At 67.5% G+C, this 23,681-nt stretch carries 17 protein-coding genes; 12 read left to right on the top strand and 5 right to left on the bottom strand.

Annotated elements, in window-relative coordinates; genetic code table 11:
* The first annotated feature begins 8 nt into the window (after positions 1-8).
* Complete coding sequence (locus METRZ18153_RS0113140) at positions 9-3,677, top strand: DUF748 domain-containing protein (protein WP_020165157.1); 3,669 nt, start codon at positions 9-11, stop codon at positions 3,675-3,677.
* Between the two features lie 17 nt (positions 3,678-3,694).
* On the opposite strand, the gene METRZ18153_RS21220 is transcribed toward METRZ18153_RS0113140, so the two are convergent.
* The 3 genes from METRZ18153_RS21220 to METRZ18153_RS0113125 all read right to left on the bottom strand — a co-directional run bounded on the left by METRZ18153_RS21220 (position 3,695) and on the right by METRZ18153_RS0113125 (position 8,880).
* Complete coding sequence (locus tag METRZ18153_RS21220) at positions 3,695-5,017, bottom strand: methyl-accepting chemotaxis protein (protein WP_020165156.1); 1,323 nt, start codon at positions 5,015-5,017, stop codon at positions 3,695-3,697.
* 172 nt (positions 5,018-5,189) lie between these two features.
* The gene (locus METRZ18153_RS0113130) at positions 5,190-5,654 is read right to left on the bottom strand and encodes a peroxiredoxin (RefSeq protein ID WP_020165155.1); all 465 of its coding nucleotides are present in this window, start codon (positions 5,652-5,654) and stop codon (positions 5,190-5,192) included.
* Between the two features lie 43 nt (positions 5,655-5,697).
* Positions 5,698-8,880: an error-prone DNA polymerase gene (locus METRZ18153_RS0113125; RefSeq protein WP_020165154.1), complete on the bottom strand. Its 3,183-nt coding sequence runs from the start codon at positions 8,878-8,880 to the stop codon at positions 5,698-5,700.
* 579 nt (positions 8,881-9,459) lie between these two features.
* On the opposite strand from METRZ18153_RS0113125, the gene METRZ18153_RS0113120 reads away from it, so the two are divergent.
* The 8 genes from METRZ18153_RS0113120 (at position 9,460) to METRZ18153_RS0113085 (ending at position 18,687) form a co-directional block, all read left to right on the top strand.
* Positions 9,460-11,382 carry a PrkA family serine protein kinase gene (locus METRZ18153_RS0113120; protein ID WP_020165153.1) on the top strand — a complete coding sequence of 641 codons (1,923 nt, stop codon included), beginning with the start codon at positions 9,460-9,462 and terminating at the stop codon, positions 11,380-11,382.
* A 63-nt stretch (positions 11,383-11,445) separates the two neighbouring features.
* Complete coding sequence (locus METRZ18153_RS0113115; protein ID WP_019917687.1) at positions 11,446-12,723, top strand: YeaH/YhbH family protein; 1,278 nt, start codon at positions 11,446-11,448, stop codon at positions 12,721-12,723.
* Positions 12,720-14,333 (top strand): SpoVR family protein, encoded by a 1,614-nt coding sequence (locus tag METRZ18153_RS0113110; protein WP_020165152.1) that lies wholly within the window; start codon positions 12,720-12,722, stop codon positions 14,331-14,333. Before METRZ18153_RS0113115 ends, METRZ18153_RS0113110 begins: the two co-directional genes overlap by 4 nt.
* Positions 14,334-14,378: 45 nt before the next feature.
* Positions 14,379-14,753, top strand: coding sequence for a hypothetical protein (locus tag METRZ18153_RS0113105; protein WP_020165151.1), 375 nt, complete (start codon positions 14,379-14,381; stop codon positions 14,751-14,753).
* A 59-nt stretch (positions 14,754-14,812) separates the two neighbouring features.
* Complete coding sequence (locus tag METRZ18153_RS0113100) at positions 14,813-15,361, top strand: hypothetical protein (protein WP_020165150.1); 549 nt, start codon at positions 14,813-14,815, stop codon at positions 15,359-15,361.
* Positions 15,345-16,778, top strand: a complete 1,434-nt coding sequence (locus tag METRZ18153_RS0113095; protein WP_020165149.1) for a TolC family protein — start codon at positions 15,345-15,347, stop codon at positions 16,776-16,778. Before METRZ18153_RS0113100 ends, METRZ18153_RS0113095 begins: the two co-directional genes overlap by 17 nt.
* Before the next feature lie 14 nt (positions 16,779-16,792).
* On the top strand, positions 16,793-18,211 hold the full coding sequence (locus METRZ18153_RS0113090; RefSeq protein WP_020165148.1) for a multicopper oxidase family protein: 1,419 nt from the start codon (positions 16,793-16,795) through the stop codon (positions 18,209-18,211).
* A gap of 11 nt (positions 18,212-18,222) precedes the next feature.
* The gene (locus tag METRZ18153_RS0113085) at positions 18,223-18,687 is read left to right on the top strand and encodes a DUF411 domain-containing protein (protein ID WP_020165147.1); all 465 of its coding nucleotides are present in this window, start codon (positions 18,223-18,225) and stop codon (positions 18,685-18,687) included.
* Positions 18,688-18,876: 189 nt separating this feature from the next.
* On the opposite strand, the gene METRZ18153_RS0113080 is transcribed toward METRZ18153_RS0113085, so the two are convergent.
* Positions 18,877-19,077: a heavy-metal-associated domain-containing protein gene (locus METRZ18153_RS0113080; protein WP_020165146.1), complete on the bottom strand. Its 201-nt coding sequence runs from the start codon at positions 19,075-19,077 to the stop codon at positions 18,877-18,879.
* Positions 19,078-19,225: 148 nt separating this feature from the next.
* Between METRZ18153_RS0113080 and METRZ18153_RS0113075 the strand changes: the two genes are divergently transcribed.
* Together METRZ18153_RS0113075 and cueR are read left to right on the top strand one after the other, a co-directional pair.
* Positions 19,226-21,640, top strand: coding sequence for a heavy metal translocating P-type ATPase (locus tag METRZ18153_RS0113075; protein WP_020165145.1), 2,415 nt, complete (start codon positions 19,226-19,228; stop codon positions 21,638-21,640).
* Entirely contained in the window at positions 21,637-22,032 is a 396-nt protein-coding gene (cueR, locus tag METRZ18153_RS0113070) for a Cu(I)-responsive transcriptional regulator (protein WP_020165144.1), read from the top strand. Before METRZ18153_RS0113075 ends, cueR begins: the two co-directional genes overlap by 4 nt.
* A 345-nt stretch (positions 22,033-22,377) precedes the next feature.
* On the opposite strand, the gene METRZ18153_RS0113065 is transcribed toward cueR, so the two are convergent.
* Complete coding sequence (locus METRZ18153_RS0113065; protein WP_020165143.1) at positions 22,378-22,767, bottom strand: winged helix-turn-helix domain-containing protein; 390 nt, start codon at positions 22,765-22,767, stop codon at positions 22,378-22,380.
* Positions 22,768-22,871: 104 nt separating this feature from the next.
* On the opposite strand from METRZ18153_RS0113065, the gene modA reads away from it, so the two are divergent.
* A complete protein-coding gene (gene modA, locus METRZ18153_RS0113060; protein ID WP_020165142.1) occupies positions 22,872-23,657 on the top strand; it encodes a molybdate ABC transporter substrate-binding protein in 786 nt (261 codons plus the stop codon).
* Positions 23,658-23,681 lie beyond the last annotated feature (24 nt).

The following is a 23,681-nucleotide window of genomic DNA, read 5'->3' as shown; positions in this document are numbered from 1 at the left end:
GCTTGCCCATGTCGCTCAACGCCATCATTTCCCGTCCCGCCGTGCGCAAGACCTTCATCGGCATCGTCATCGCAACGGTGCTGTTCGGCCTGCTCGGCGCGTTCGCGGCGCCGCATCTGGTGCGCTCGCTGGCCGAGAAACACGGCTCCGAATTCCTCGGCCGTGCGCTGACGCTGCAGGAAGTGTCGATCAACCCCTACACGCTGGAGCTGACGGTGTCGGGACTGAAGATGCTGGAGGCCAACGGCAAGGACGAGGCGGTGACGCTGGACAGCGTCACCGTCGATGTCGAGTGGGCGTCGCTGTTCAAGGGCGCACCGGTGGTGCGGGCGGTGCAGGTGGAGCGTCCCTGGCTGCGCATTGTGCGGCTCGACGAGGAAGGCCGCTTCAATTTCAGCGACGTGCTGCAGAAGATTCTCGACCAGCCGCCGAGCGAGGAACCGGCGCGCTTCTCGATCAACAACATCGTGCTGCGCGACGGCCGCGTCGATATCGACGATCAGCCCTTCGCGCGCAAGCACGCGATCAGCGACATCCAGATCGGCCTGCCCTTCGTGTCCAACCTGCCGTCCGACGTCGAACTGTTCGTCGAGCCGTCGATCGCCGCCCGCATCAACGACGCGCCGTTCTCGATGAAGGGCCGGGTGCGCCCCTTCATCGACGAGCGCGAAGCGACGATGAAGATCGAGTTCAACGCGCTCAACCTGGCGCGCTTCGACGAGTACTCGCCGGTGCCGCTGGGCTTCCGCATCAGTTCCGGCCTGCTCGACACCGACATCGAACTGGGCTTCCGCCAGCCCAAGGAGGGCGAACCGCGCATTTCGCTGCAGGGCACGCTGGAACTGCGCGATCTCGAACTGGACAGCCGTGACGGCAAGCCGCTGTTCAAGCTGCCGGCGCTGGACATGGTGCTGAACGAGATACAGCCGCTGGCCGGCAAGGTGGACATCGCCAGCATCCGCATCGACCAGCCGGATTTCGAGGTCGCCCGCACCAAGGACGGCAAGCTGAACCTGCTTGCCCTGGTGCCGCGCCCGCGTCCAGCGGCGGCTGCACCGGAGGGGACGGCGGCCGCGCCGGCCAAGGCACCTGAGGTAAAGGTCGGCCTGCTCGAAGTGCTGCAGGCGCGCATCGCCTTCAGTGACGAAATGCCGGCCACGCCATTCAGTTACGTGATCGAGCCGATGGACATCGTGCTGCGCGATTTCTCGCTGCAGGGCGACACCCCGGCGACGCTGGTGATCGCTGCGCAGGCCGAGGGCAATACGCGGCTGGCGGTCGATGCGAAGCTGCGCGCGAGCGCGCCCGATATCGAGGGGGAACTGACGGTGAGCGGTGTCGAGGTGCCGCGCTTCAGCCCCTACTTTGCCGACCTGATCAACTTCTCGGTTGATCAGGCGGACGTGCGCATCGGCACGCGCTTCGGCCTGCGACTGGCCGACGGCGCACCGCAGGGCGAGGTGCTGGTGACCGAGGCGGGCGTGGCCCGGCTCAAGCTGACGCGTCGCGGCGAGAAGAACGCTTTCGCCCAGGCCGACGACATCGTGCTGAGCCAGGCGCGCATCGACCTGTCGACGCGCAAGGTCGCGGTCGGCGCGCTGGATCTGCTCAAGCCGCGTCTGCGCGCAGCGCGTCAGGCCGACGGCGACATCGATCTCGCCGGTCTGGTGCGTCCCTCGTCAGCGGCGGCGGGGCCCGCCGCGCCGGCGGCGTCCGCTCCGGCATGGAGCGCGCAGCTGTCGGCGCTGAACCTGAAGGACGGCACGGTCCGTTTCGAGGACCGCACGCTGACGACACCGGCCGTGGTCGAGCTCGACCGGCTGTCGCTCAAGCTGGAGAACGTCGGCACCGACCTGAAGCAGAAATCGAAGCTGGACCTCGGCTTCCGCGACGCCAAGGGCGGCCTCTTCGGCGCACGGGGCGGCTTTTCGCTGTCGCCGGCGCAGGCCGATCTGAAGATCGATGCGCGCCGGCTCGACCTGCTGGTCGGCCAGCCCTGGATGGCGCAGAAGCTGAATGCCGAGCTGCTCGCCGGCGTTCTGAGCCTGCGCGGCGACCTCGCGCTGCAGACGCTGCCGGCCGGAGACTGGACGCTGGCGTGGAAGGGTGAAACCAACGTCGAGAACGTGCACCTGACCGAAAAGGTGAACGCTTCCGACCTGCTGAAGTGGCGCTCGCTGTTCGCCGGCGGCATTGCGCTGAAGCTGGACAGTCGCAAGCCCGATCTGCTGGCCGGCCTGTCGATCAACGAAGTCGCGCTGTCCGATTACTTCGCCCGCATCATCGTGTCGCCGCAGGGTCGGCTGAACCTGCAGGACGTGGTGCGCAAGGACGCGGCGGCAGCGACCGCACCGGTGGCCGCCGCTCCGGCCGCCAAGCCCGCTGCGGCCCCGACCCCGGCTGCCCGCCCGGCGACGCCGCCGGCTGCCGGCAGTCAGAGTGCCGCGCTGGCACAGATGATCGCCGCCGCGCGGCCGCCGATCGACGTGAAGACCATCGTGATGCAGGGCGGTCGCGTCGATTTCAGCGACTTCTTCATCAAGCCGAACTACCGCGCCCAGCTGTCCGAACTGGGCGGTCGCGTGTCCGGCCTCAGCTCGGTCTCCGGCACCGCGGGCGAGGTCGAACTGCGCGGCCTGGTCGAAGGTTCGGCGCCGATCGACATCACCGGTCGCATCAATCCGCTGGCCGAAGCGCTCTTCCTCGACATCAAGGCCAGTGCGCGCGGCATCGAGCTGGCGCCGCTGTCGCCCTACTCGGGCAAGTACGTCGGCTACGGCATCGAGAAGGGCAAACTCAGCGTCAACATCGCCTACAAGATCGAGAACGACCAGCTGACCGCCCAGAACAACGTCATCCTCGATCAGCTCACCTTCGGCAACAAGGTCGACAGCCCGGACGCGATCAAGGCGCCGGTGCTGCTGGCGGTGTCGCTGCTGCAGGACCGTAACGGCGTGATCGACATCAACCTGCCGATCAGCGGCTCGCTGTCCGATCCGCAGTTCTCGATCGGCGGCATCGTCGTCAAGGTGATCGTGAACCTGATCGTCAAGGCGGTCACTTCGCCGTTCGCGCTGCTCGGTTCGCTGTTCGGCTCCGACGCCGATCTCGACCACGTCGCCTTTGAGCCGGGTCGGGCGACGCTGAACGACGCTGCGCGCAGCAAGCTCGACACGCTGGGCAAGGCGCTGACCGATCGTCCGGCGCTGAAGCTGGAGGTGACCGGCCGCACCGACCGCGCGACCGACATCGAAGGCTATCGCCGCGCGCTGCTCGAGCAGAAGGTGCGTGCAGCCAAGGCGGCGAAGACCAAGGCCTCGGCCGAAACCACGACGGTGTCGCCGGAGGAATATCCGGATCTGCTGAAGGCGGTTTACAAGGCAGCGGATTTCCCGAAGCCGCGCAATCTGGTCGGCCTGGCCAAGGACCTGCCGGTGCCGGAGATGGAAAAGCTCATCCTGACCAATACCGAAGTCAGCGACGAAGACCTGCGCCTGCTCGGCCTGGCGCGCGCGCAGACGGTGAAGGACTACCTGACGCGTAACGCCAAGGTCGAGGACGCGCGCCTGTTCGTGCTGGCGCCCAAGGCGGGCGAGCCGGCCGCCGAGGGTGGCAAGCCGGCTGACGGCAAGGACGCAAAGACGGCGCTGAACCGCGCCGACTTCTCGATCAAGTAAGAGGACGGCGGGCGCCGTCAGCCGCCGTCGGGGATGATGCGGGCGATCTGTTCGGTCGCCTCGCGCGTGCGCTCCGACAGCGTGCGCACCTCGTCGGCCACCACTGAAAAGCCGCGTCCGGCGTCGCCGGCGCGCGCGGCCTCGATCGCCGCATTCAGCGCCAGCCGGTTGGTCTGGTCGGCGATGGCACGGATGGCGGTGACGATGGCGCGTATCTTCTGCACGTTGTCGCCGAGCTGCTGGCGCTGCCGCGCCTCGACTTCCTGCAGGTGGTGCTCGTTGTGCTCGGCCTCGATGCAGGTGAGCGCGCCGACCACGCGCAGCGGCGTGCCGCGATCATCGCGCCGGGTGCGGCCGCGGGCGCGGAACCAGCGATAGACACCGTCCTTGCAGCGCAGCCGGTAGTCGATCGAGTAGGGCGTATTGCCACTGCGGTCCATCAGGTGACGGGTGAAGGCTTCGAGTACGCCCGGCTTGTCGTCCGGGTGCAGGCGCGACGCCCAGCTGTCGAGCACGTTCGGAAATTCCTCTTCGGTCTCGAAGCCGAGCAGGCGACGGAACTGTGTCGACCACCAGAAGGTGTTGGATGGATTGACCGGGTCGCCGGCCACCACGTCGAGGTCCCAGATGCCGTCCGACAGCATGTCGCTCGCCAGTTCGAAACGGGTCAGCGCAGCGTCGAGCTTCGCCTCGTCCTCGCGACTGCGGCTGATGTCGGTCAGCGAGCCGGCGATCCGCACGACGCCCTGTTCGTCGCGCACGGTGCGGGTGCGCGACAGCAGCCAGCGGTAGCTGCCGTCCTTGTGTGCCATCCGGTAGCGCGTATCCGGCCAGTCGCCGTCGCGCCGGTCGGTCCATTGCCGCGCCAGCATTTCGAGCGCCTGTTTGCGGTCCTCCGGATGCAGACGCGAGGCCCAGCTGTCGAGGCGGTCCGGAAAGTCGTCGTGGTCGTAGCCCAGCATGCTGCGCAGACGCTCCGACCACCAGACCGGATGTTTCAGATCCGGCGTGCGGGCGTCGCTCAGCCGGACTTCCCAAAGTCCGGCGTCGACCACGGCGGCGATCAGACTGCTGCGCGCGCTCGCCTCGCCCAGTTCCTGGCGCAGCGACTGCGCGTTGTCGGCGGCCACGTCCAGCATCTGCTCCAGTTCGTGCGCGCGCGTTTCGGCGTTGCGTGCCCGGTTGCGCAGGCCGGAGAACACGCGTGAAAGCGTGCCCAGCAGCTGTCGCTCATTGGCGCTGCCGCGTGGCGACGGGCAGTAGTCCTCGTCGCGCGATTCGCAGTCGGCGATGCGTTGCAGTTCGAACCAGAAATGTCGTCTGAGCAGCCAGGCCAGCATGCATCCTCCCCGTCGGTTCGGCGCACGACGCGCCGTGCTGCGGAGAGCAGATGACGTGCCATGAGGGCTGAGACAGGAAAGTCTGAAATATCAGTGCCTTGTGCGATGGCGTCTGGCCGGCGGGGCGTCCACATGCCGGACGGCGTATGACTATCGTCCGTGACGCGGGCGCTCAGCGTGACGGCAGCAGCGCCAGCAGTTCGTCGGCGTGACGGCTCACGTCCGGTCGCTCGATCACGTGCGCGATGTGACCTTCGGGGTCGATCAGCACGCTGATGCGCCGGTAGGCACCCAGCCAGCGGCGCAGCAGTCCGGCCGGACCGCTGCCGAGTGCGCCGTAGCTGCGGGCGATGTGCTGGCCCTCATCGACCAGCAGCGGGAAATCGAGAGCGAACTTGTCGGTGAAGGCGCGGTGCGCCGCGCTGCCCTGTGCCGACACGCCGAGCACGGTGAGCCCGCGGGCGGCGAGGGCGGCGCGACCGTCGCGGATGGAGCAGGCCTGTTTCGTGCAGCCCGGCGTGTCGTCGCGCGGATAGAAGTACAGCGCCAGCCAGCGGCCGTGGTAGTCAGCCAGACGATGTCGCTGGCCGTGCTGGTCGATGGCATCGAAATCGGGGGCGGGCTGGCCGGGCGTCATGGCGTGCGGGAACGGTGGTCAAAGGCGGGACTGTAGTCGCTTTCTAGTGGAAATCCCGACTGCGCGGCGTCAGCGCTCCGAGCAGCGCCGAGCGGTCGACCAGACGGCGGGCGATCAGATGGATCACCTCGCCCTCGCGCGACACCTGGCCGTAGATGCCGAGCAGCGTGGCGCCCAGCACTTCGTGCCGCTGCTTCTCCTGCACGTCCTTGTGCACGATCACGTTGGCCAGCCCGGTTTCGTCTTCCACCGTGACGAACATGACGCCGCTGGCCGTGCCGGGGCGCTGGCGACAGGTGACGATGCCGGCGGCGCGGGCGAGTGCGCGGTCGGGCAGGCGGCGCAGTTCGGCGGCGGTGATGAAGCGCTGCGCAGTCAGTTCGCCGCGCAGCAGCGCCAGCGGATGACGACCCAGCGTGAAACCGAGGCTGGCGTAGTCGGCGACGATGTCCTCGCCTTCGTGCGGTGCTGCCAGCGCGAGCGGCGTTTCGTTTACCGGCGCGTCGCCCAGCAGTGCGTCCGGGCGCCGCACCGCCGCCTGCCAGTGCGCCTGGTGGCGGTTGCCGGCGAGCTGCTGCAGCGCGCCGCCGGCAGCGAGACAGCGCAACTGCTGCCGGTCCAGCCGGGCGCGGCGGGCGAGGTCGTCGACATGCGTGAACGGCGCCTTTGCGCGGGCGGCGATCAGGCTTTGCATGGCGTCCTGCGACACGCCCTTGATCATGCGCAGGCCCAGTCGCACGGCAGGCCCGGATGCAGGCGACGACGGGCGTTCGAGCACGCAGTCCCAGCCACTCACCGTCACGTCGGCCGGATGTACGTCGACGCCGTGCGCGCGTGCGTCGGCGATCAGCTGGGCCGGCGCGTAGAAGCCCATGGGCTGGCTGTTCAGCAGGCCGCACAGGAAGGCGGCCGGGTGATGACACTTGAGCCAGGACGAGGTGTAGACGAGCAGCGCGAAGCTGGCGGCGTGCGACTCCGGAAAGCCGTAGCCGGAAAAGCCTTCGATCTGGCGGTAGATCTGTTCGGCGAATTCCGGCGTGTAGCCCTTGTTCAGCAGGCCGGCGGTCAGCTTGTGCTGGAATTTTTCCATCGTGCCGCGCTGTCGCCAGGCGGCCATCGAGCGGCGCATCTGGTCGGCTTCGCCCGGCGTGAAACCGGCCGCGACGACGGCCAGCTGCATCACCTGTTCCTGGAAGATGGGCACGCCCAGCGTGCGTTCGAGTACCGGGCGCAGTTCGTCCGACGGGTAGTCGATCCGTTCCGGCGGCAGGTGGCGGCGGGCGAGGTAGGGATGGACCATGCCGCCCTGTATCGGCCCCGGGCGCACGATGGCGACCTGGATGACCAGGTCGTAGTAACGGCGCGGCCGCAGCCGCGGCAGCATGTTCATCTGTGCCCGCGATTCGACCTGGAACACGCCGGTCGATTCGCCGCGGCACAGCATGTCGTAGGTCGCCGGGTCTTCGGGCGGAATGTCGGCGACGCTGCGGGGTATCGGTCCCGGTCCTGTCGCCGGTGACGCGGGGTGAGTGTCGGCGTAGGCCGCCAGCGACTGCAGGGTCTTGCGTATCGCGGTCAGCATGCCGAGCGCCAGCACATCGACTTTCATCAGACCGACCGCTTCGAGGTCGTCCTTGTCCCACTGGATGACGCAGCGATCGGGCATCCGGGCGTTCTCTATCGGCACCAGGCGCGACAGCCGGCCGCGCGCGATGACGAAGCCGCCGACGTGCTGCGACAGGTGACGCGGCGCGCCTATCAGTTCGTTCGCCAGTTCCATCAGCCGGCGTACGTGCGGCGAGGCGGGGCTGAAACCGGCTTCGGCCATGCGGTCCTCGCGCACCTGCTTGCCGTCCCACCACATGTGGCCGCGCGTCAGGCGGTCGAGCGCGTCGTCGCTGAAGCCGAGTGCGCGGCCGACGTCGCGCAGCGCCGAGCGTGGCCGGTAGCAGGTCAGGCTGGCGGCCAGTGCGGCGCGGTCGCGGCCGTACTTGCCGTAGATGTACTGGATCACTTCCTCGCGCCGCTCGTGCTCGAAATCGACGTCGATGTCCGGCGCCTCGTTGCGCTCGCGCGAAATGAAGCGGCCGAACAGCATGTTGGCGCGCCACGGATCGACTTCGGTTACGCCGATGCAGTAGCACACGGCCGAATTGGCGGCCGAGCCGCGGCCCTGGCAGAGGATGCCGCGGCTGCGTGCCCAGGCCACGATGTCGTGCACGGTCAGGAAGTAGGGTTCGTACTCAAGCTCGGCGATCAGTGCCAGTTCGTCCTCGATCTGCCGGCGCAGCTTGTCTGCCTTCAGCTGGAAGGTGGCGTCGTCCAGCCTGACCACGCGCCGGATCTGCGCGCAGCGATCGACGTAGCCGCGTTCGGCCAGATGCCGCAGCCAGGACGCCGGCGTATGGCCGGCCGGCACGATCTCTTCCGGGTACTCGTAGCGCAGTTCGTCGAGCGAGAAGCTGCACTGCGCGGCGATGTGCACGCTCGCGGCCAGCTGTTCGGCCGGATGGATCTGCGCCAGCCGGTGCGGCAGGCGCAGGTGGCGCTCGCCGTTCGGAAACAGCCGTTCGCCGCATTCGGGCAGCGTGCAGTGCAGACGGATGGCGGTCAGCGTGTCCTGCAGCCGACGCCGCTGGCGCACATGCATGTGCACGTCGCCAGCGGCACACAGCGGCAGGCCGCTGGCGTCGGCCGCCGCCTGCAGGGCCGCCAGCTTGGCGCAGTCGTCGCTCCCGAGATGCAGTTCCACCGCCAGCCAGGCGCGTTCGCCGAAACGCGATCTGAGCCAGCAGCCGTGCGCAATAAGCGTGGCGGCGTCGGCGATGTCGTCGTCGCTCGGCGCCAGCAGCGCGATGCAGTCGGCCAGGCCGGCGTCGAGGTCGGCCAGTGTCAGGTGATAGCGGCCCTTGTCAGCCGCCATGCGGCCGCGCGTGATCAGTTCGGCCAGATTGCCGTAACCGTTGCGGTTGCAGGCCAGCAGCACCAGCTTGGGTCCGTCGGCCAGGCGGATTTCGCTGCCGATGATCAGCGCCGGTTTAGGGTCGGGCAGGGCGCGCAGCGCCACGTGTGCGCGCACGACGCCGGCCAGCGAGCATTCGTCGGTGATGGCCAGTGCCGCATAGCCGAGCGCGGCGGCGCGCTCGGCCAGTTCCTCCGGCGACGAGGCGCCGCGCTGGAAACTGAAGTGGCTCAGGCAGTGAAGTTCGGCGTAGGGCGTCGACATGATGTGTACTGTATTTTCATACAGTATGTGTCGGCTGTCGATCTCCCGCGTCGGGCGCGGCGCAGGTCGGCGTCGACGATGACCGGTTGTCGCCCCGAAGCGGGATCGGCACCGGGCGCGCCAGCGGTGCGACAGGGTGATCGTGCACCGGCGTGGTGCGCGCGACTGCGAGGCCTTCCGTCCACCGCGTTCGCGGCGCCCGCGCCAGCCGTGCCCTTGAGCGGAACATTGCGATGACGATGGATACCGTGCGGTCTGCGCACGGCGAGCCTGGACCACAACTTGCTGAGGACCGGTCAACGGACTGCCGGGCACGCACGTGAACAAGCGTGAGCAGGCGGGAACTTCGCGTTGCAGGGGGTATCGACTCGACAACAAGTGTTGCATGTACGCATCTTGTGTCGCACGACTCGACACAGCGTCCATGCTTCGGAGCAGGATGGTGAACGCGGTGCTTATCGAGCTTTCATCGAGGCCGAGAGTGAACCAAGCTGAACATGTGGTGGTGCGGAAGGTACGCGCAGGCCGCGGGCTTCCGGATTGCCTGTTTTGAAGGTCAACGGAGACTTGGAGATCAGCATGGACATCGTCAGTCATTTCGCCGCGCGTTTCGAGCGCACCCGCGAAGAGGAACTTTCGCTGGAGGAGTACCTCGCGGAGTGCAAGCGCGATCCGATGGCCTACGCGAGCGCGGCCGAACGCATGTTGAAGGCGATCGGTGAACCGCAGACGGTGGACACCCGCAACGACCCGCGGCTGTCGCGCATCTTCGCCAACAAGGTGATCAAGATCTATCCGGCCTTTGCCGAGTTCTACGGCATGGAGGATGCGATCGAGCAGGTGGTGAGCTACTTCCGTCACGCCGCACAGGGCCTGGAAGAGAAGAAGCAGATCCTCTACCTGCTGGGTCCGGTCGGTGGCGGCAAGTCGTCGATCGCCGAGCGGCTGAAGGCGCTGATGCAGGAAGTGCCCTTCTACGCGATCAAGGGTTCGCCGGTGAATGAATCGCCGCTGGGCCTGTTCGACCCGACCGAGGACGGCGCCATCCTGGAGAAGGAATACGGCATCCCGAGCCGTTACCTCAACCGCATCCTGAGCCCGTGGGCGGTCAAGCGGCTGGAGGAATTCGGCGGCGACATCCGCAAGTTCCGCGTGGTCAAGCGCTACCCCAGCGTGCTGAAGCAGGTGGGCATCGCCAAGACCGAACCGGGCGACGAGAACAACCAGGACATTTCATCGCTGGTCGGCAAGGTCGACATCCGCAAGCTCGAAACCTATGCGCAGGACGATCCGGATGCCTACAGCTTCTCCGGCGGTCTGTGCCTGGCCAACCAGGGCCTGCTCGAATTCGTCGAAATGTTCAAGGCGCCGATCAAGGTGCTGCACCCGCTGCTGACCGCAACCCAGGAAGGCAACTTCAAGGGGACCGAAGGTTTCGGCGCGATTCCGTTCGACGGCGTGGTGCTGGCGCACTCGAACGAGAGCGAGTGGAAAGCCTTCCGCAACAACAAGAACAACGAAGCTTTCCTCGACCGTATCTACATCGTCAAGGTGCCGTATTGCCTGCGCGTGTCCGAGGAAGTGAAGATCTACGAGAAGCTGCTGCGCGGCTCGTCGCTGGCCGAGGCCGTGTGCGCCCCGGGCACGCTGAAGATGATGGCGCAGTTCGCCGTGCTGACCCGGCTGAAGGAGCCGGAGAACTCCAGCCTCTATTCGAAGATGCAGGTGTATGACGGCGAGAACCTGAAGGACACTGATCCGCGCGCCAAGAGCTACCAGGAATACCGCGACTACGCCGGCGTCGACGAAGGCATGAGCGGCATCTCCACCCGCTTCGCGTTCAAGATCCTGTCCAAGGTGTTCAACTTCGATTCGACCGAGGTGGCGGCCAACCCGGTGCACCTGATGTACGTGCTCGAACAGCAGATCGAGCGCGAACAGTTCCCGCAGGACGTCGAGCAGAAGTACATCGCCTGCATCAAGGAACACCTGTCGCCGCGCTACGCCGAATTCATCGGCAAGGAAATCCAGACGGCCTATCTCGAAAGCTACAGCGAATACGGCCAGAACATTTTCGACCGCTACGTCACCTACGCCGACTACTGGATACAGGACCAGGAGTACCGCGATACCGACACCGGCGAAGTGTTCGACCGCGCCTCGCTGAATGCCGAACTGGAAAAGATCGAGAAGCCGGCCGGCATTTCGAACCCGAAGGATTTCCGCAACGAGATCGTGAACTTCGTGCTGCGAGCGCGCGCCAACAACGCCGGCAAGAACCCGGTGTGGACCAGTTACGAAAAGCTGCGCACGGTGATCGAGAAGAAGATGTTCTCCAACACCGAAGAACTGCTGCCGGTGATCAGCTTCAACGCCAAGGCCAGCGCCGACGATGCCAAGAAGCACGAGGACTTCGTCAATCGCATGGTCGGCAAGGGCTACACGCCCAAGCAGGTGCGCCTGCTGTGCGAGTGGTACCTGCGCGTGCGCAAGAGTTCGTGACGGTGGTGGGGCATCGATAGACAAGACCGGGGCGACGCTGCCCCGGCGGGAAGGGGACACATCTTGCAGCAGATCATCGATCGCAGACTGGCCGGCAAGAACAAGTCCATCGGCAATCGCGAGCGCTTCCTGCGCCGCCACAAGGAGCAGATCCGCGAGGCGGTGCGGCGGGCGGTCGAGGGGCGCGGCATCCGCGACATCGCGCAGGGTGAGGACATCCACATCCCGAAGCGCGACATCAGCGAACCGGTGTTCGGCCACGGTCAGGGCGGCTCGCGCGAAATGGTGCACCCGGGCAACAAGGACTTCGTCCGCGGCGACCGCATCGAGCGGCCCAAGGGCGGTGGCGGCGGCGGGGCCGGTTCGGGCAACGCCAGCGATTCCGGCGAGGGCGAGGACGATTTCGTCTTCCACCTCACCAAGGAAGAGTTCATGCAGGTCTTCTTCGACGACCTGGCCCTGCCCAACCTGATCCGCACCACGCTGGCCGAGACGCCGGAGTACAAGACGCACCGTGCCGGTTTCTCCAGCGACGGCACGCCGAACAATCTGCACGTCGTGCGCTCGATGCGCGGTGCGATCGGCCGGCGCATCGCGCTGGGCAGCGAGTCGCGGCGCGAACTGCACCGGCTCGAAGCGCTGCTCGAGGACCTGCGCGCACAGCCGGGCACGCCGGCGCGGCTGCACGAGATCGAACAGATCGAGGCCGACATCGCCGCGCTGCGTTCGCGCATCGACCGTATCCCCTACCTCGACCCGATAGACCTGCGCTACCGCAGCCGTGTGCGCACGCCGGTGCCGACTGCGAAAGCGGTCATGTTCTGCCTGATGGACGTGTCGGGCTCGATGGACGAGGCGCGCAAGGATCTGGCCAAGCGCTTCTTCATCCTGCTCTACCTGTTCCTGACCCGGCACTACGAAAAGATCGAAATCGTGTTCATCCGCCACCACACGCAGGCGCAGGAAGTGAGCGAGCACGATTTCTTCCATGCCACCGAGACCGGCGGCACCGTGGTGTCGAGCGCGCTGGTGCTGATGGAAGACATCATCCAGGCGCGCTACCCGCGCGGCGAGTGGAACATCTACGGCGCGCAGGCCAGCGACGGCGACAACTGGCACGACGACAGCCCGCGCTGCCGCGAAATCCTCGAACAGAAGATCCTGCCGCTGGTGCGCTACTTCGCCTACATCCAGGTGGTCGAGCAGGAACAGAACCTGTGGCACGAGTACTCGGATCTCGCGATGGAGAGCGAGAACTTCGCCATCCGCAAGGCGGCCGAGGTCGACCAGATCTATCCGGTGTTCCGCGACCTGTTCAAGAAGGAAGGAGCCGCGAAATGAGCGATACCTACGACCGCCGCAACAACGGTCGCGCGGCCTCGCCGGGCGAATACGGCGGGCGTCGTCACCCGCCGCCGCTGAGCGCACCGCTGCCGCTGAAGGAGCGCCCGGCCTCCCGGTTGCCGGCGCCCAGCGACTGGACCTTCGAACTGATCGAGCAATACCACGACGTGATCCGCGCGACCGCGCAGCGCTTCGGGCTGGACACCTATCCGAACCAGCTCGAGATCATCACCGCCGAACAGATGATGGACGCCTACGCCAGCGTCGGCATGCCGGTGAACTACCGGCACTGGAGCTACGGCAAGGAATTCATCAGCACCGAGAAGAACTACCGGCGCGGCCAGATGGGTCTGGCCTACGAAATCGTGATCAACAGCAATCCCTGCATCAGTTACCTGATGGAGGAGAACACGATGGCGATGCAGGCGCTGGTGATCGCGCACGCCGCCTACGGCCACAACAGCTTCTTCAAGGGCAACTACCTGTTCCGGATGTGGACCGACGCGTCGTCCATCATCGACTACCTGGTCTATGCGAAGAACTACGTCGCCGCCTGCGAGGAGCGGCATGGCATCGACGCGGTCGAACTGCTGCTCGACAGCTGCCACGCGCTGATGAACTACGGCGTCGACCGCTACCGTCGGCCGAGCAAGCTCAGCCTCACGCAGGAACTGGCGCGCGCGAAGGACCGCGAGGCCTACGCGCAGCAGCAGGTGAACGAGATCTGGCGCACGCTGCCGCCGAAGCTGGGCCGCGACGAGGCGGAGAAGGAAGCGCCGCGCTTCCCGGCCGAGCCGCAGGAGAATCTGCTCTACTTCATCGAGAAGAACGCGCCGCTGCTCGAACCGTGGCAGCGCGAGATCGTGCGCATCGTGCGCAAGGTGGCGCAGTACTTCTACCCGCAGCGCCAGACCCAGGTCATGAACGAGGGCTGGGCCACCTTCTGGCACCACCACCTGCTGAACACGATGTACGACGACGGCTTCCTCGACGACGGCATCATGATCGAGTGCCTGAAGTCGCACACCAACGTCGTCTACCAGCCGCCGGTCGGTCACCCCGCCTACAGCGGCATGAACCCGTACGCGCTGGGTTTCGCGATGTACACCGACATCAAGCGCATCTGCGAGGCGCCCACCGACGAGGACCGCGCATGGTTCCCGGACATGGCCGGCAGCAGCTGGCTGGAAACGCTGGACCACGCGATGCGCAACTTCAAGGACGAAAGCTTCATCGGCCAGTACCTGTCGCCGCGCGTGATGCGGGCCTTCCGCCTGTTCGCCATCACCGACGACGACACCGAGCCGACGCTGGAGGTATCGGCCATTCACGACGAGTCCGGCTACCGCAATCTGCGCGAAGCGATGTCGCGCCAGTACGATCTCGGCTCGCGCGAACCGAACATCCAGGTGTGGAGCGTGAATCTGCGCGGCGACCGTTCGCTGATGCTGCGGCACACGCAGCACAACAACCGGCCGCTGCACGACGGCGCCTACGAAGTGCTGAAGCACGTCGCCCGGCTGTGGGGTTTCCCGGTGCATCTGGAAAGCGTGAATGGACAGGGCTCGGTCGCAAGGCGGTGGACGGTGGACCCGAGCACGACTTGACCGCTGTCATGCGAACTTCGTCACTGCGCTGATATCCTAGTGCTCATGCGTTCCGCGACCCGCCTCCTGCTGACCTTCATGCTGCTGCTGGCACTGCCCCTGCAGGGCTTTGCCGCGGCGGCGATGATCAGCTGCGCGCCGTCGCACCACGGACTGCCGACGACGGCGACCATGCACGATGACGCAGCCGCGCACACACATCACGACGGCGGTGATCACGACCCCGCGGCAAGCCCTGCCCACGGCAAGCACGCCTGCAGCGCATGCGCCGCCTGCTGCATCGGCGGCGCCTTAATGCCGTCCGCGCTGCGGCTGCCGGACGATTTTTCGACGCACCTGCGCCCGCTGCCGGCGCGCGTGACACCTCCCGCCTTCATCACCGAAGGCACCGAACGCCCGCCCAGACACGACCTCGCCTGACACCCGAAATCCGTCCACGGTGGGCGGAAATCGATACACCTGTCTTTCGCGAGGTCTTCATGTTCCATCTTTCCATCCGGATGCTGCTGGCAGCAGCGTCCGTCACCACGTCTGCCTGGGCGGCCGATCCGGCGGATCCGGCCGCCCCCACGCGACCGCTCGATCACCGCTCGGTGTTCGATACCTACCGCGCCGGTAGCACGGGCGCTGTCGGCGACTGGCGTGAAGCCAACGACGCGGTCGGTCGTCAGCCCGGCGGCCACGCGCACGATCACGGCAGCACGGCGGCCGCACCGCCGGACCCGCATGCCGGCCACGATCATGGCGCACCGGCTGCCGCCGACGCGCATGCCAACCACGGTGCCGGCACGCCTGCAGGTGGAGCCGCAAAGCACGATCACGGCGCAGCCAGCAGCGAAGCGAAGCCGCATCACTGTCCGCACCACGCCGCTCACCACGCGTCGATGCATGGGCCGATGCACAGCCGGATGTACGACGCGCATCCGTCGGGACAGCAGCACGGCGGCGATTCCGGGGCGATGAAGTCGGACCACGGACATCGTTGCCACCACCACAGCAAGGAGGGCGGCGATGCGCACAAGCACTGATCAGAGCCGGCTCAAGCTCGTGCCGCTGGCGGCGGCGGTCGCGCTGCTGGCTGGCTGCGCGAGCTTCAGCCCGGACGGCGGGTTCGGCCCGGTCGAGCAGACCGCGCGCGAAAAGCTGGGCAAGGACGTCAGATGGGCGCGCAGCGACGAGGACCGCACGGCAATTGCCGACCGTGTCGCCGAACTGCTGGCGCAACCGCTGTCGGCCGATGACGCGGTGCAGATCGCGCTGCTGAACAATCGTGGCCTGCAGGAGGGCTTCCACGAACTGGGCATCCGCGAGGCCGAGGTGGTGCGCGCCGGCCGTCTGCCCAATCCGACCTTCTCGATGTTCCACGCCAGCAAGCGCGAGAACGGCGTGCGCGACTACAAGATCGAGCAGGCGCTCACCTTCAACATCTTTTCGCTGCTGACGATGCCGCAGTCGGTCGAGGTGAACCGGCGCGTCTTCGAACAGTCGCAGCGTGCCGTATCGCTGCAGGTGCTGCGGCTGGCGGCCGACGTGCGCCGCGCCTGGGTGCAGGCGGTGGCTGCCGGCGAAACGCTGCGCTATATGGAACAGGTGATGGAGGCAGCCGACGCCGGTGCCGAACTGGCCCGGCGCATGCGTGCCGCCGGCAACTACAGCGCGCTGGCCCAGGCGCGCGAGCAGGGCTTTCACGCCGACGCGGCGCTGAATCTGGCGCGCGCGCAGCAGGCGCACACCGCGGCGCGCGAGCGGCTGACCCGGCTCATGGGTCTGTGGGGCGAGCAGACCGCTTTCCGTCTGCCCGACCGCCTGCCCGAGCTGCCCGCGGCGGCGCTCGACGCACCGGACATCGAACGCCAGGCGATGGGTTCGCGCATCGACCTGCAGATCGCGAAGCTCGACGCCGAAGCGACCGCGCGCAACCTCGGGCTGACCAAGACCACGCGCTTCATCGACGTGCTCGAGATCGGCCCGGCGCGCGTGCTCGAAGGTCGGCGCAGCGAGTCCTACAAGAAGGGCTACGAAATCAGTTTCGAACTGCCGCTGTTCGACTGGGGCGGCTCACGCGTTGCGCGGGCCGAGGCCATCTACATGCAGTCGGTCGAGCGCGCAGCGGAAGCGGCGGTGAACGCCCGCTCCGAGGTGCGCGAAGCGTACGCCGGCTATCGCACGGCCTTCGACATCGCCCGTCATTACCGCGACGAGGTGGTGCCGCTGCGCAAGCGCATTTCCGACGAAAACCTGCTGCGCTACAACGGCATGCTGATCGGCGTGTTCGAACTGCTGGCCGACGCGCGCGCCCAGGTGGCTGGCGTCAATGGCTACATCGAGGCGCTGCGCGATTTCTGGATCGCCCAGGCCGATCTCGACATGGCGCTGGTCGGTCGCCCCGATCTCGCGCCGCCGCCCGGCGCTGCCATTGCCACGGCAGCCGACGCGGCGCACTGAACAGGATTCCGCACATGACTTCCCGCAGAGATTTCTTCCGCCACGCCGGCATCGCCGGCGCCGCCGTCGCGGCCACCACGGTGAGCCGGGTCGCGCTGGCCGCGATTCCGGAGCCGGTGGTCGAGACGACCGCCGATACGCGCGGCCCGCTGGTTCCACCGACCGGCCGCCCCTACAACCCCGTGGTGACGCTGAATGGCTGGACGCTGCCCTGGCGCATGAAAGATGGCGTCAAGGAATTCCACCTGGTGGCCGAGCCGGTGGTGCGCGAAATGGCGCCCGGCTTCAAGGCCCACCTGTGGGGCTACAACGGCCAGTCGCCGGGACCCACCATAGAGGTGGTCGAGGGCGACCGCGTGCGCATCTTTGTGACCAACAAGCTGCCCGAGCGCACCAGCGTGCACTGGCACGGCCAGCGCCTGCCCAACGGCATGGACGGCGTGAGCGGCCTGACCCAGCCGGCGATACCGCCGGGCAAGACCTTCGTCTATGAATTCGTCGCGCGCCGGCCCGGCACCTTCATGTACCACCCGCACGCCGACGAAATGACGCAGATGGCGATGGGCATGATGGGCTTCTGGGTCACCCACCCCAAGGGCCGCCACCCGCTGATCGCACCGGTGGACCGCGACTACGTGTTCCTGCTCAGCGCCTACGACATCGACCCCGGCAGCTATACGCCGAAGACGATGACCATGCTGGACTTCAATCTGTGGACGTGGAACAGCCGCATCTTCCCCGGCATCGCACCGCTGGTGGCGAGGAAGAACGACCGCGTGCGCATCCGCATCGGCAACCTGACGATGACCAACCACCCGATGCACATCCACGGCCACGAATTCGAGGTCACCGGCACCGACGGCGGCCCGGTGCCGAAGTCGGCGCGCTGGCCGGAGGTGACCACCGACATCGCGGTCGGCCAGATGCGGCAGATCGAATTCATCGCCGACGAGGAAGGCGACTGGGCCTTCCACTGCCACAAGAGCCACCACACGATGAACGCGATGGGCCATGACGTGCCCAATCTGATCGGCGTCGATCACAGCGGGCTGGCCGAGCGCATATCGAAGCTCGTGCCGGGCTATATGGCGATGGGCGAACGCGGCATGGGCGACATGGCCGACATGAAGATGCCGCTGCCCGAGAACACCGCGCCGATGATGACCGGCGACGGTCCTTTCGGCTCGGTCGAGATGGGCGGCATGTTTTCGGTGTTCAAGGTCAGGCGGGAACAGAAGCCGGGCGACTACACCGACCCCGGCTGGTTCCGCCATCCGCCGGGTACGGTGGCGCACGAAGTGGGCGAGGCGCCCGCGGCCGCACCGCCGCCAGCGGGGCATGACCACGGCACCTCCAGCATGCCGCTCGTGCAGCCGCAGGACATCGAAGTACAGGTGCGCAAGCCGGCCGCCGGCGCGCACGATCACCATTGAAAGGACTGGACATGAACACGACACGTCGCGCGCTGATCGGCGCGCTTGCCACCGCGGCCCTGCTGCCGCGCGCCGCCACACTGATGGCGGCGCCGAAACCGCTGGTCGAGGTGTGGAAAAGCCCGACCTGCGGCTGTTGCAAGGACTGGGTGGCCCACCTCGAAGCGAACGGCTTCGCGGTCAAGGTGTATGAGACCGGCAACAACGAAGCGCGCGCCCGGCTGGGCATGCCGGCGAAGTTCGCCTCCTGCCACACGGCGAGGGTCGACGGCTATCTGCTCGAAGGCCACGTGCCGGCGAGCGAGGTGCACAGGATGCTGAAGGAAAAACCGAAGGCGCTTGGCCTGGCGGTACCGGCGATGCCGGTCGGCTCGCCCGGCATGGACGGCCCCGAGTACAAGGGCCGCAAGGACCCGTACGACGTGCTGCTGGTGCAGGCGGACGGCAACGCGAGCGTCTACCGCAGCTATCGCTGACGCCGCCCGGCCGGGCTTCGGTGGGAGCGAGCGTGCTCGCGATGAGGACCGGTAACGGAGTCTGAGGCCTGCAAACGCCGCATCGCGACCAGAGGTCGCTCCCGCAACGAGCGCTCCCGATTCGTCGTCGGAGCCGGGTTTTCGTGTGAGCGAGCTTGCTCGCGATTGCAGCCTGCAGCGAAGACCGGCTCACGCCGGCGGGTAGTCCGCCTCGGCGAGTGCGCTGCGGTAAGTGTCCGCGTCGACGGTCGAGTCGATGCGCACGCGGTGGGTAGGCAGGTCGATGTCGACCTTGGCGTCGGCGTCGATGCCGGCGATCAGCGCCTTGATGCGGCCGGCGCAATGACCGCAGGTCATGTCGGGAACGGTGAATTCGATGGTCGTGCTCATGGTGGTGACTCCTGGAGGTTCGGATGACTGCATGATGGACCTTCCCACGATGGCAAGGTCAAGCGCTGTTCCGCATGAAAATCCGGCTTGACCTTACCATCATGGGAAGGTCGATACTGACCTCCGTCATCCAGCACGGACCTCGAACATGAACTCCCCCGATCTGCCCACAGCTCCCGACGGCCCGCTCACCCGCTGGGAATTCGGCGTCGAAGGCATGACCTGCGCCTCCTGCTCGACACGCGTCGAAAAGGCCTTGGCTCGGACGCCCGGTGTGGCGTCCGCCAGTGTCAATCTGGCCACCGAACGCGCGACGGTCGAGGCCGACGCCACGGTCGACGCGGCCGCGTTGCACGCGGCGGTCGACAAGGCCGGCTACGTACTGAAGCCGCAGGCGCTGCGCCTTCACATCGAAGGCATGACCTGCGCGTCCTGTGTAGCACGGGTCGAGAAGGCGCTGAACAAGGTGCCGGGCGTGCTGTCGGTCAGCGTCAATCTGGCCACCGAAACCGCGGACATCGTCAGCGCGGCGGACAACCTCGGCGCGCTTCAGGCGGCAGTGGCGCGTGCCGGCTACACCGCTTCGCTGCCGTCGGCGTTGCCGGTCAGCGCGCCGGTGAACACGCTGCCCGATTGGTGGCCGGTGGCGCTGGCGGTCGTGCTGTCGCTGCCGCTCGCGCTGCCCATGGTGGGCATGCTGTGGGGTGCGCACTGGATGCTGCCCGGCGGGCTGCAGTTCCTGCTCGCAACACCGGTGCAGTTCTGGCTCGGCGCCCGCTTCTATGTCGCCGGCTGGAAGGCGCTGCGTGCCGGCAGCGGAAACATGGACCTGCTGGTCGCACTCGGTACCTCCGCCGCCTGGGGCCTCAGCGTCTGGCTGTGGCTGACCGCGACGCCGGGTGCGATGCCGCATCTATACTTCGAGGCGTCCGCGGTCGTCATCACGCTGGTGCTGCTCGGCAAATGGCTGGAGACGCGTGCAAAACGGCAGACCACCGATGCCATCCGCGCGCTCAACGCACTGCGGCCGGACACCGCGCGCGTGCGCCGCGGCGGCGTCGAGGTCGAACTGCCGCTGGCGCAGGTCGCGCTCGGCGACGAGGTGGTCATCCGTCCGGGCGAGCGGGTGCCGGTCGACGGCGACATCGTCGACGGCGCCAGCCAGGTCGACGAATCACTGATCACCGGCGAAAGCCTGCCGGTCGCCAAACAGGCGGGCGACCGTGTGACCGGTGGCGCAGTCAATGGCGAGGGGCGGCTGGTGGTGCGCACCCGCGCCATCGGCGCCGAAACCGTGCTGGCGCGCATCGTGCGGCTGGTCGAGAGCGCTCAGGCGAAGAAGGCACCGATACAGCGCCTGGTCGACCAGGTCAGCGCGGTGTTCGTGCCGGTGGTGATCGCGCTCGCCGTGCTCACCTTCGGCGGCTGGATGATCGCCGGCGCCGGCGTCGAAACCGCGCTGCTGAATGCCGTCGCGGTGATGGTGATCGCCTGCCCGTGCGCGCTCGGCCTGGCCACGCCGACCGCCATCATGGTGGGTACCGGTGCCGCGGCGCGGCATGGCATCCTGATCAAGGACGCCGAGGCGCTGGAGATTGCGCACCGCGTGTCGGTGGTCGCCTTCGACAAGACCGGCACGCTGACCGAAGGCCGGCCGGAACTGGTGGCGTTCGAGCCGGCGAGCGGTGCACCGGGCGAGTTGCTTGCACTGGCCGCTGCGCTGCAGGCGGGCAGCGAGCACCCGCTGGCGCGCGCCGTCACGGCAGCCGCTGAACGCGAGGGCGTGGTCGTGCCGGCCGCCTCCGAGCTGAGCGCGGTCGCCGGACGCGGCGTGTCGGCAGCCGTCGCCGGCCGCGTGCTGCGGCTGGGCAGCAGCCGCTACATGGAAGAACTGGGCGTCGATCTGTCGGCGCTCGCCGCCCGTGCTGCGCAGTTGCAGGGCGAGGGGCGCACCGTGTCCTGGCTGGCCGATCTGACGGAGGCCCCGCGCCTGGTCGGACTGCTCGCCTTCGGCGACACGCTGAAGGCGTCGGCGGCGCGAGCGGTGGGCCGCCTCCAGGCAGGCGGCGTGCGTACCGTGCTGGTCAGCGGTGACAATCGCGGGGCCGCCGCCGCGGTGGCTGCGCAACTGGGCATGTCCGACGTGCGCGCCGAAGTGCTGCCGGAGCACAAGGCCGAAGTCGTGGCCGAACTGAAGCAGCGCGGGGCGGTGGTGGCCATGGTGGGCGACGGCATCAACGACGCGCCGGCACTGGCCGCGGCCGATGTCGGCATCGCCATGTCCACCGGCACCGACGTGGCGATGCACGCCGCCGGCCTCACGCTGATGCAGGGCGACCCGGCGCGCGTGGCCGACGCGCTCGATATTTCGCGGCGCACTTGGACGAAGATCCGGCAGAACCTGTTCTGGGCCTTCGCCTACAACGTGGTGGGCATACCGCTGGCCGCCGCCGGCATGCTGAACCCGGTGATCGCCGGCGCGGCGATGGCTTTCTCCAGCTTCAGCGTGGTCAGCAACGCGCTGCTGCTGCGGCGCTGGAAACCCGAGGGAGATGCGCGATGAACATCGGTGAGGCGGCGGCACGCTCCGGCGTGTCGGCCAAGATGGTGCGGCATTACGAGTCGCTGGGCCTGCTGCCGGCGGTGGCGCGGACCGACGCCGGCTACCGGCAGTACGGCGAGCGCGAGGTGCATACGCTGCGCTTCATTCGCCGCGCGCGCGACCTCGGTTTCTCGATGGCGGAAATCGCCGATCTGCTGGCCCTGTGGCAGAAGCCGGACCGCGCCAGCGGCGACGTGAAGCGCATCGCCGAGGCGCATATCGCCGACCTCGACCGGCGCATCGACGAGATGACGGCGATGAAGCGCACGCTGGCGCAACTCGCCAGCTGCTGCCACGGCGACGGCCGACCGGACTGCCCGATACTCGACGGCCTCGCGGATACCGCCCGGTAGTCCCGGCGACGGGTCCTCATTCGACCGTGCGGCCCTGGCCGCGACAGGGCCGCTGCAGTTCGCAGGCTTCGCTTCAGGCTGCTGTCGGGGTCGAGACCCCTCCAACAGAACCCCAGCTCGGGCTCCGGCCTCGAATCAGGCGCGATTCCCGTGGGAGCGGCCTGGCCGCGATGGGGCCGCTGCAGTCCGCAGGCTTCGCTTCAGGCTGCTGTCGGGGTCGAGACCCCTCCCACAGAATCCCCGCTCGGGCTCCGGCCTCGAATCAGGCGCGATTCCCGTGGGAGCGGCCCTGGCCGCGATGGGGCCGCTGCAGTTCGCAGGCTTCGATGCAGGCCGGAAGAGCTCTCAAACGGAGCCCGACTCAGGCTCGGGCCGGATCAGTGCCAGCAGTTCGGGCAGGCGGCGCGAGGCGGCGACGCGCGCGTCCTCCTCGATCGCCCGGTAGAGCGCCAGCACCTGCTCTCCGGTGGCGGTCAGCCGGGCGCCGCCGCCGGCCGAGCCGCCGCGCTGCTTGGTCACCAGCGGTTCGACGAAGTCCTTGTTCATCGCGTCGACCAGCGACCAGATGCGCTGATAGCTCATGCCCAGCCGGCGACCGGTTTCGGCGAGCGATCCGGTCGCCGCGATGCCTTCGAGTACGTCGGCCTTGCCCGGACCGATCGCCACCGCATGCTTGATCTGCACGCGAAACCGGGTGCTGTGTTCGAGGCTGGCGGGGGCTGTCTTGGTGTTCATCGCGGATCGAAGACGAAAGGAAATGCACTGAGCACGATACTCGTTATACTCATTGGGCGATATCCATACGGATATATATCGAATCGCCCTGAGGCGTGCCCATCATGAGAGCTGTCTGCCTGATCCAACGCATCCTGCTGCTGTGTGCACTCGCGTTTTCGCTGACGCTTCCGGTGCGGGGCGCCGAGCCGCCGACGGTTGCCGCGGCGTCCGACCTGAAGTTCGCGCTGGAGGAGGTGGCGGCCCGCTTCGAACGCGAAACCGGCCAGCGTATGCGGCTGGTTTTCGGTTCGTCCGGCAATTTCTTCTCGCAGATCCGGCAGGGCGCGCCCTTCCATCTGTTCATGTCGGCCGACGAGGATTTCGTGTTCCGGCTGGCCGACCAGGGGCTGACGCAGGACCGCGGCCGGCTCTATGCCTACGGCCGCATCGGTCTGATGGTGCCGCGCGGCTCGCCGCTGAAAGCCGACGGCGAACTGCGGGATCTGGCGCAGGCCCTGCGCGACGGGCGGCTGAAGAAGTTCGCCATCGCCAACCCGGAACACGCGCCCTACGGCGCCCGGGCAAAGGAGGCGCTGCAGCACGCCGGCGTGTGGGCCGACATCGAACCGCGGCTGGTGCTGGGCGAGAACATTTCGCAGGCGGCGCAGTTCGCGACCTCGGGCGCGACCCAAGGCGGCATCATCGCGCTGTCGCTGGCGAAGGCGCCGCAGGTGAGCGCGCTCGGCGAGTTCGCGCTGATCCCCGAAAGCTGGCACCGCCGGCTGGCGCAACGCATGGTGTTGCTGCGTGGCGCGCCGCCTGCCGCGCGAGCCTTCTACGACTATCTCGCCACGCCGTCGGCGCAGGACATCATGCGTCGCCACGGCTTCGCGATGCCCGACGAGTGAGCGACGCTTCGGCGCCGACGTACG

Origin of the sequence: Methyloversatilis discipulorum (genome assembly GCF_000385375.1) — a bacterium.
Taxonomy (GTDB): Bacteria; Pseudomonadota; Gammaproteobacteria; order Burkholderiales; family Rhodocyclaceae; genus Methyloversatilis; species Methyloversatilis discipulorum_A.
This window is presented reverse-complemented; position numbering and strand designations above follow the sequence as displayed.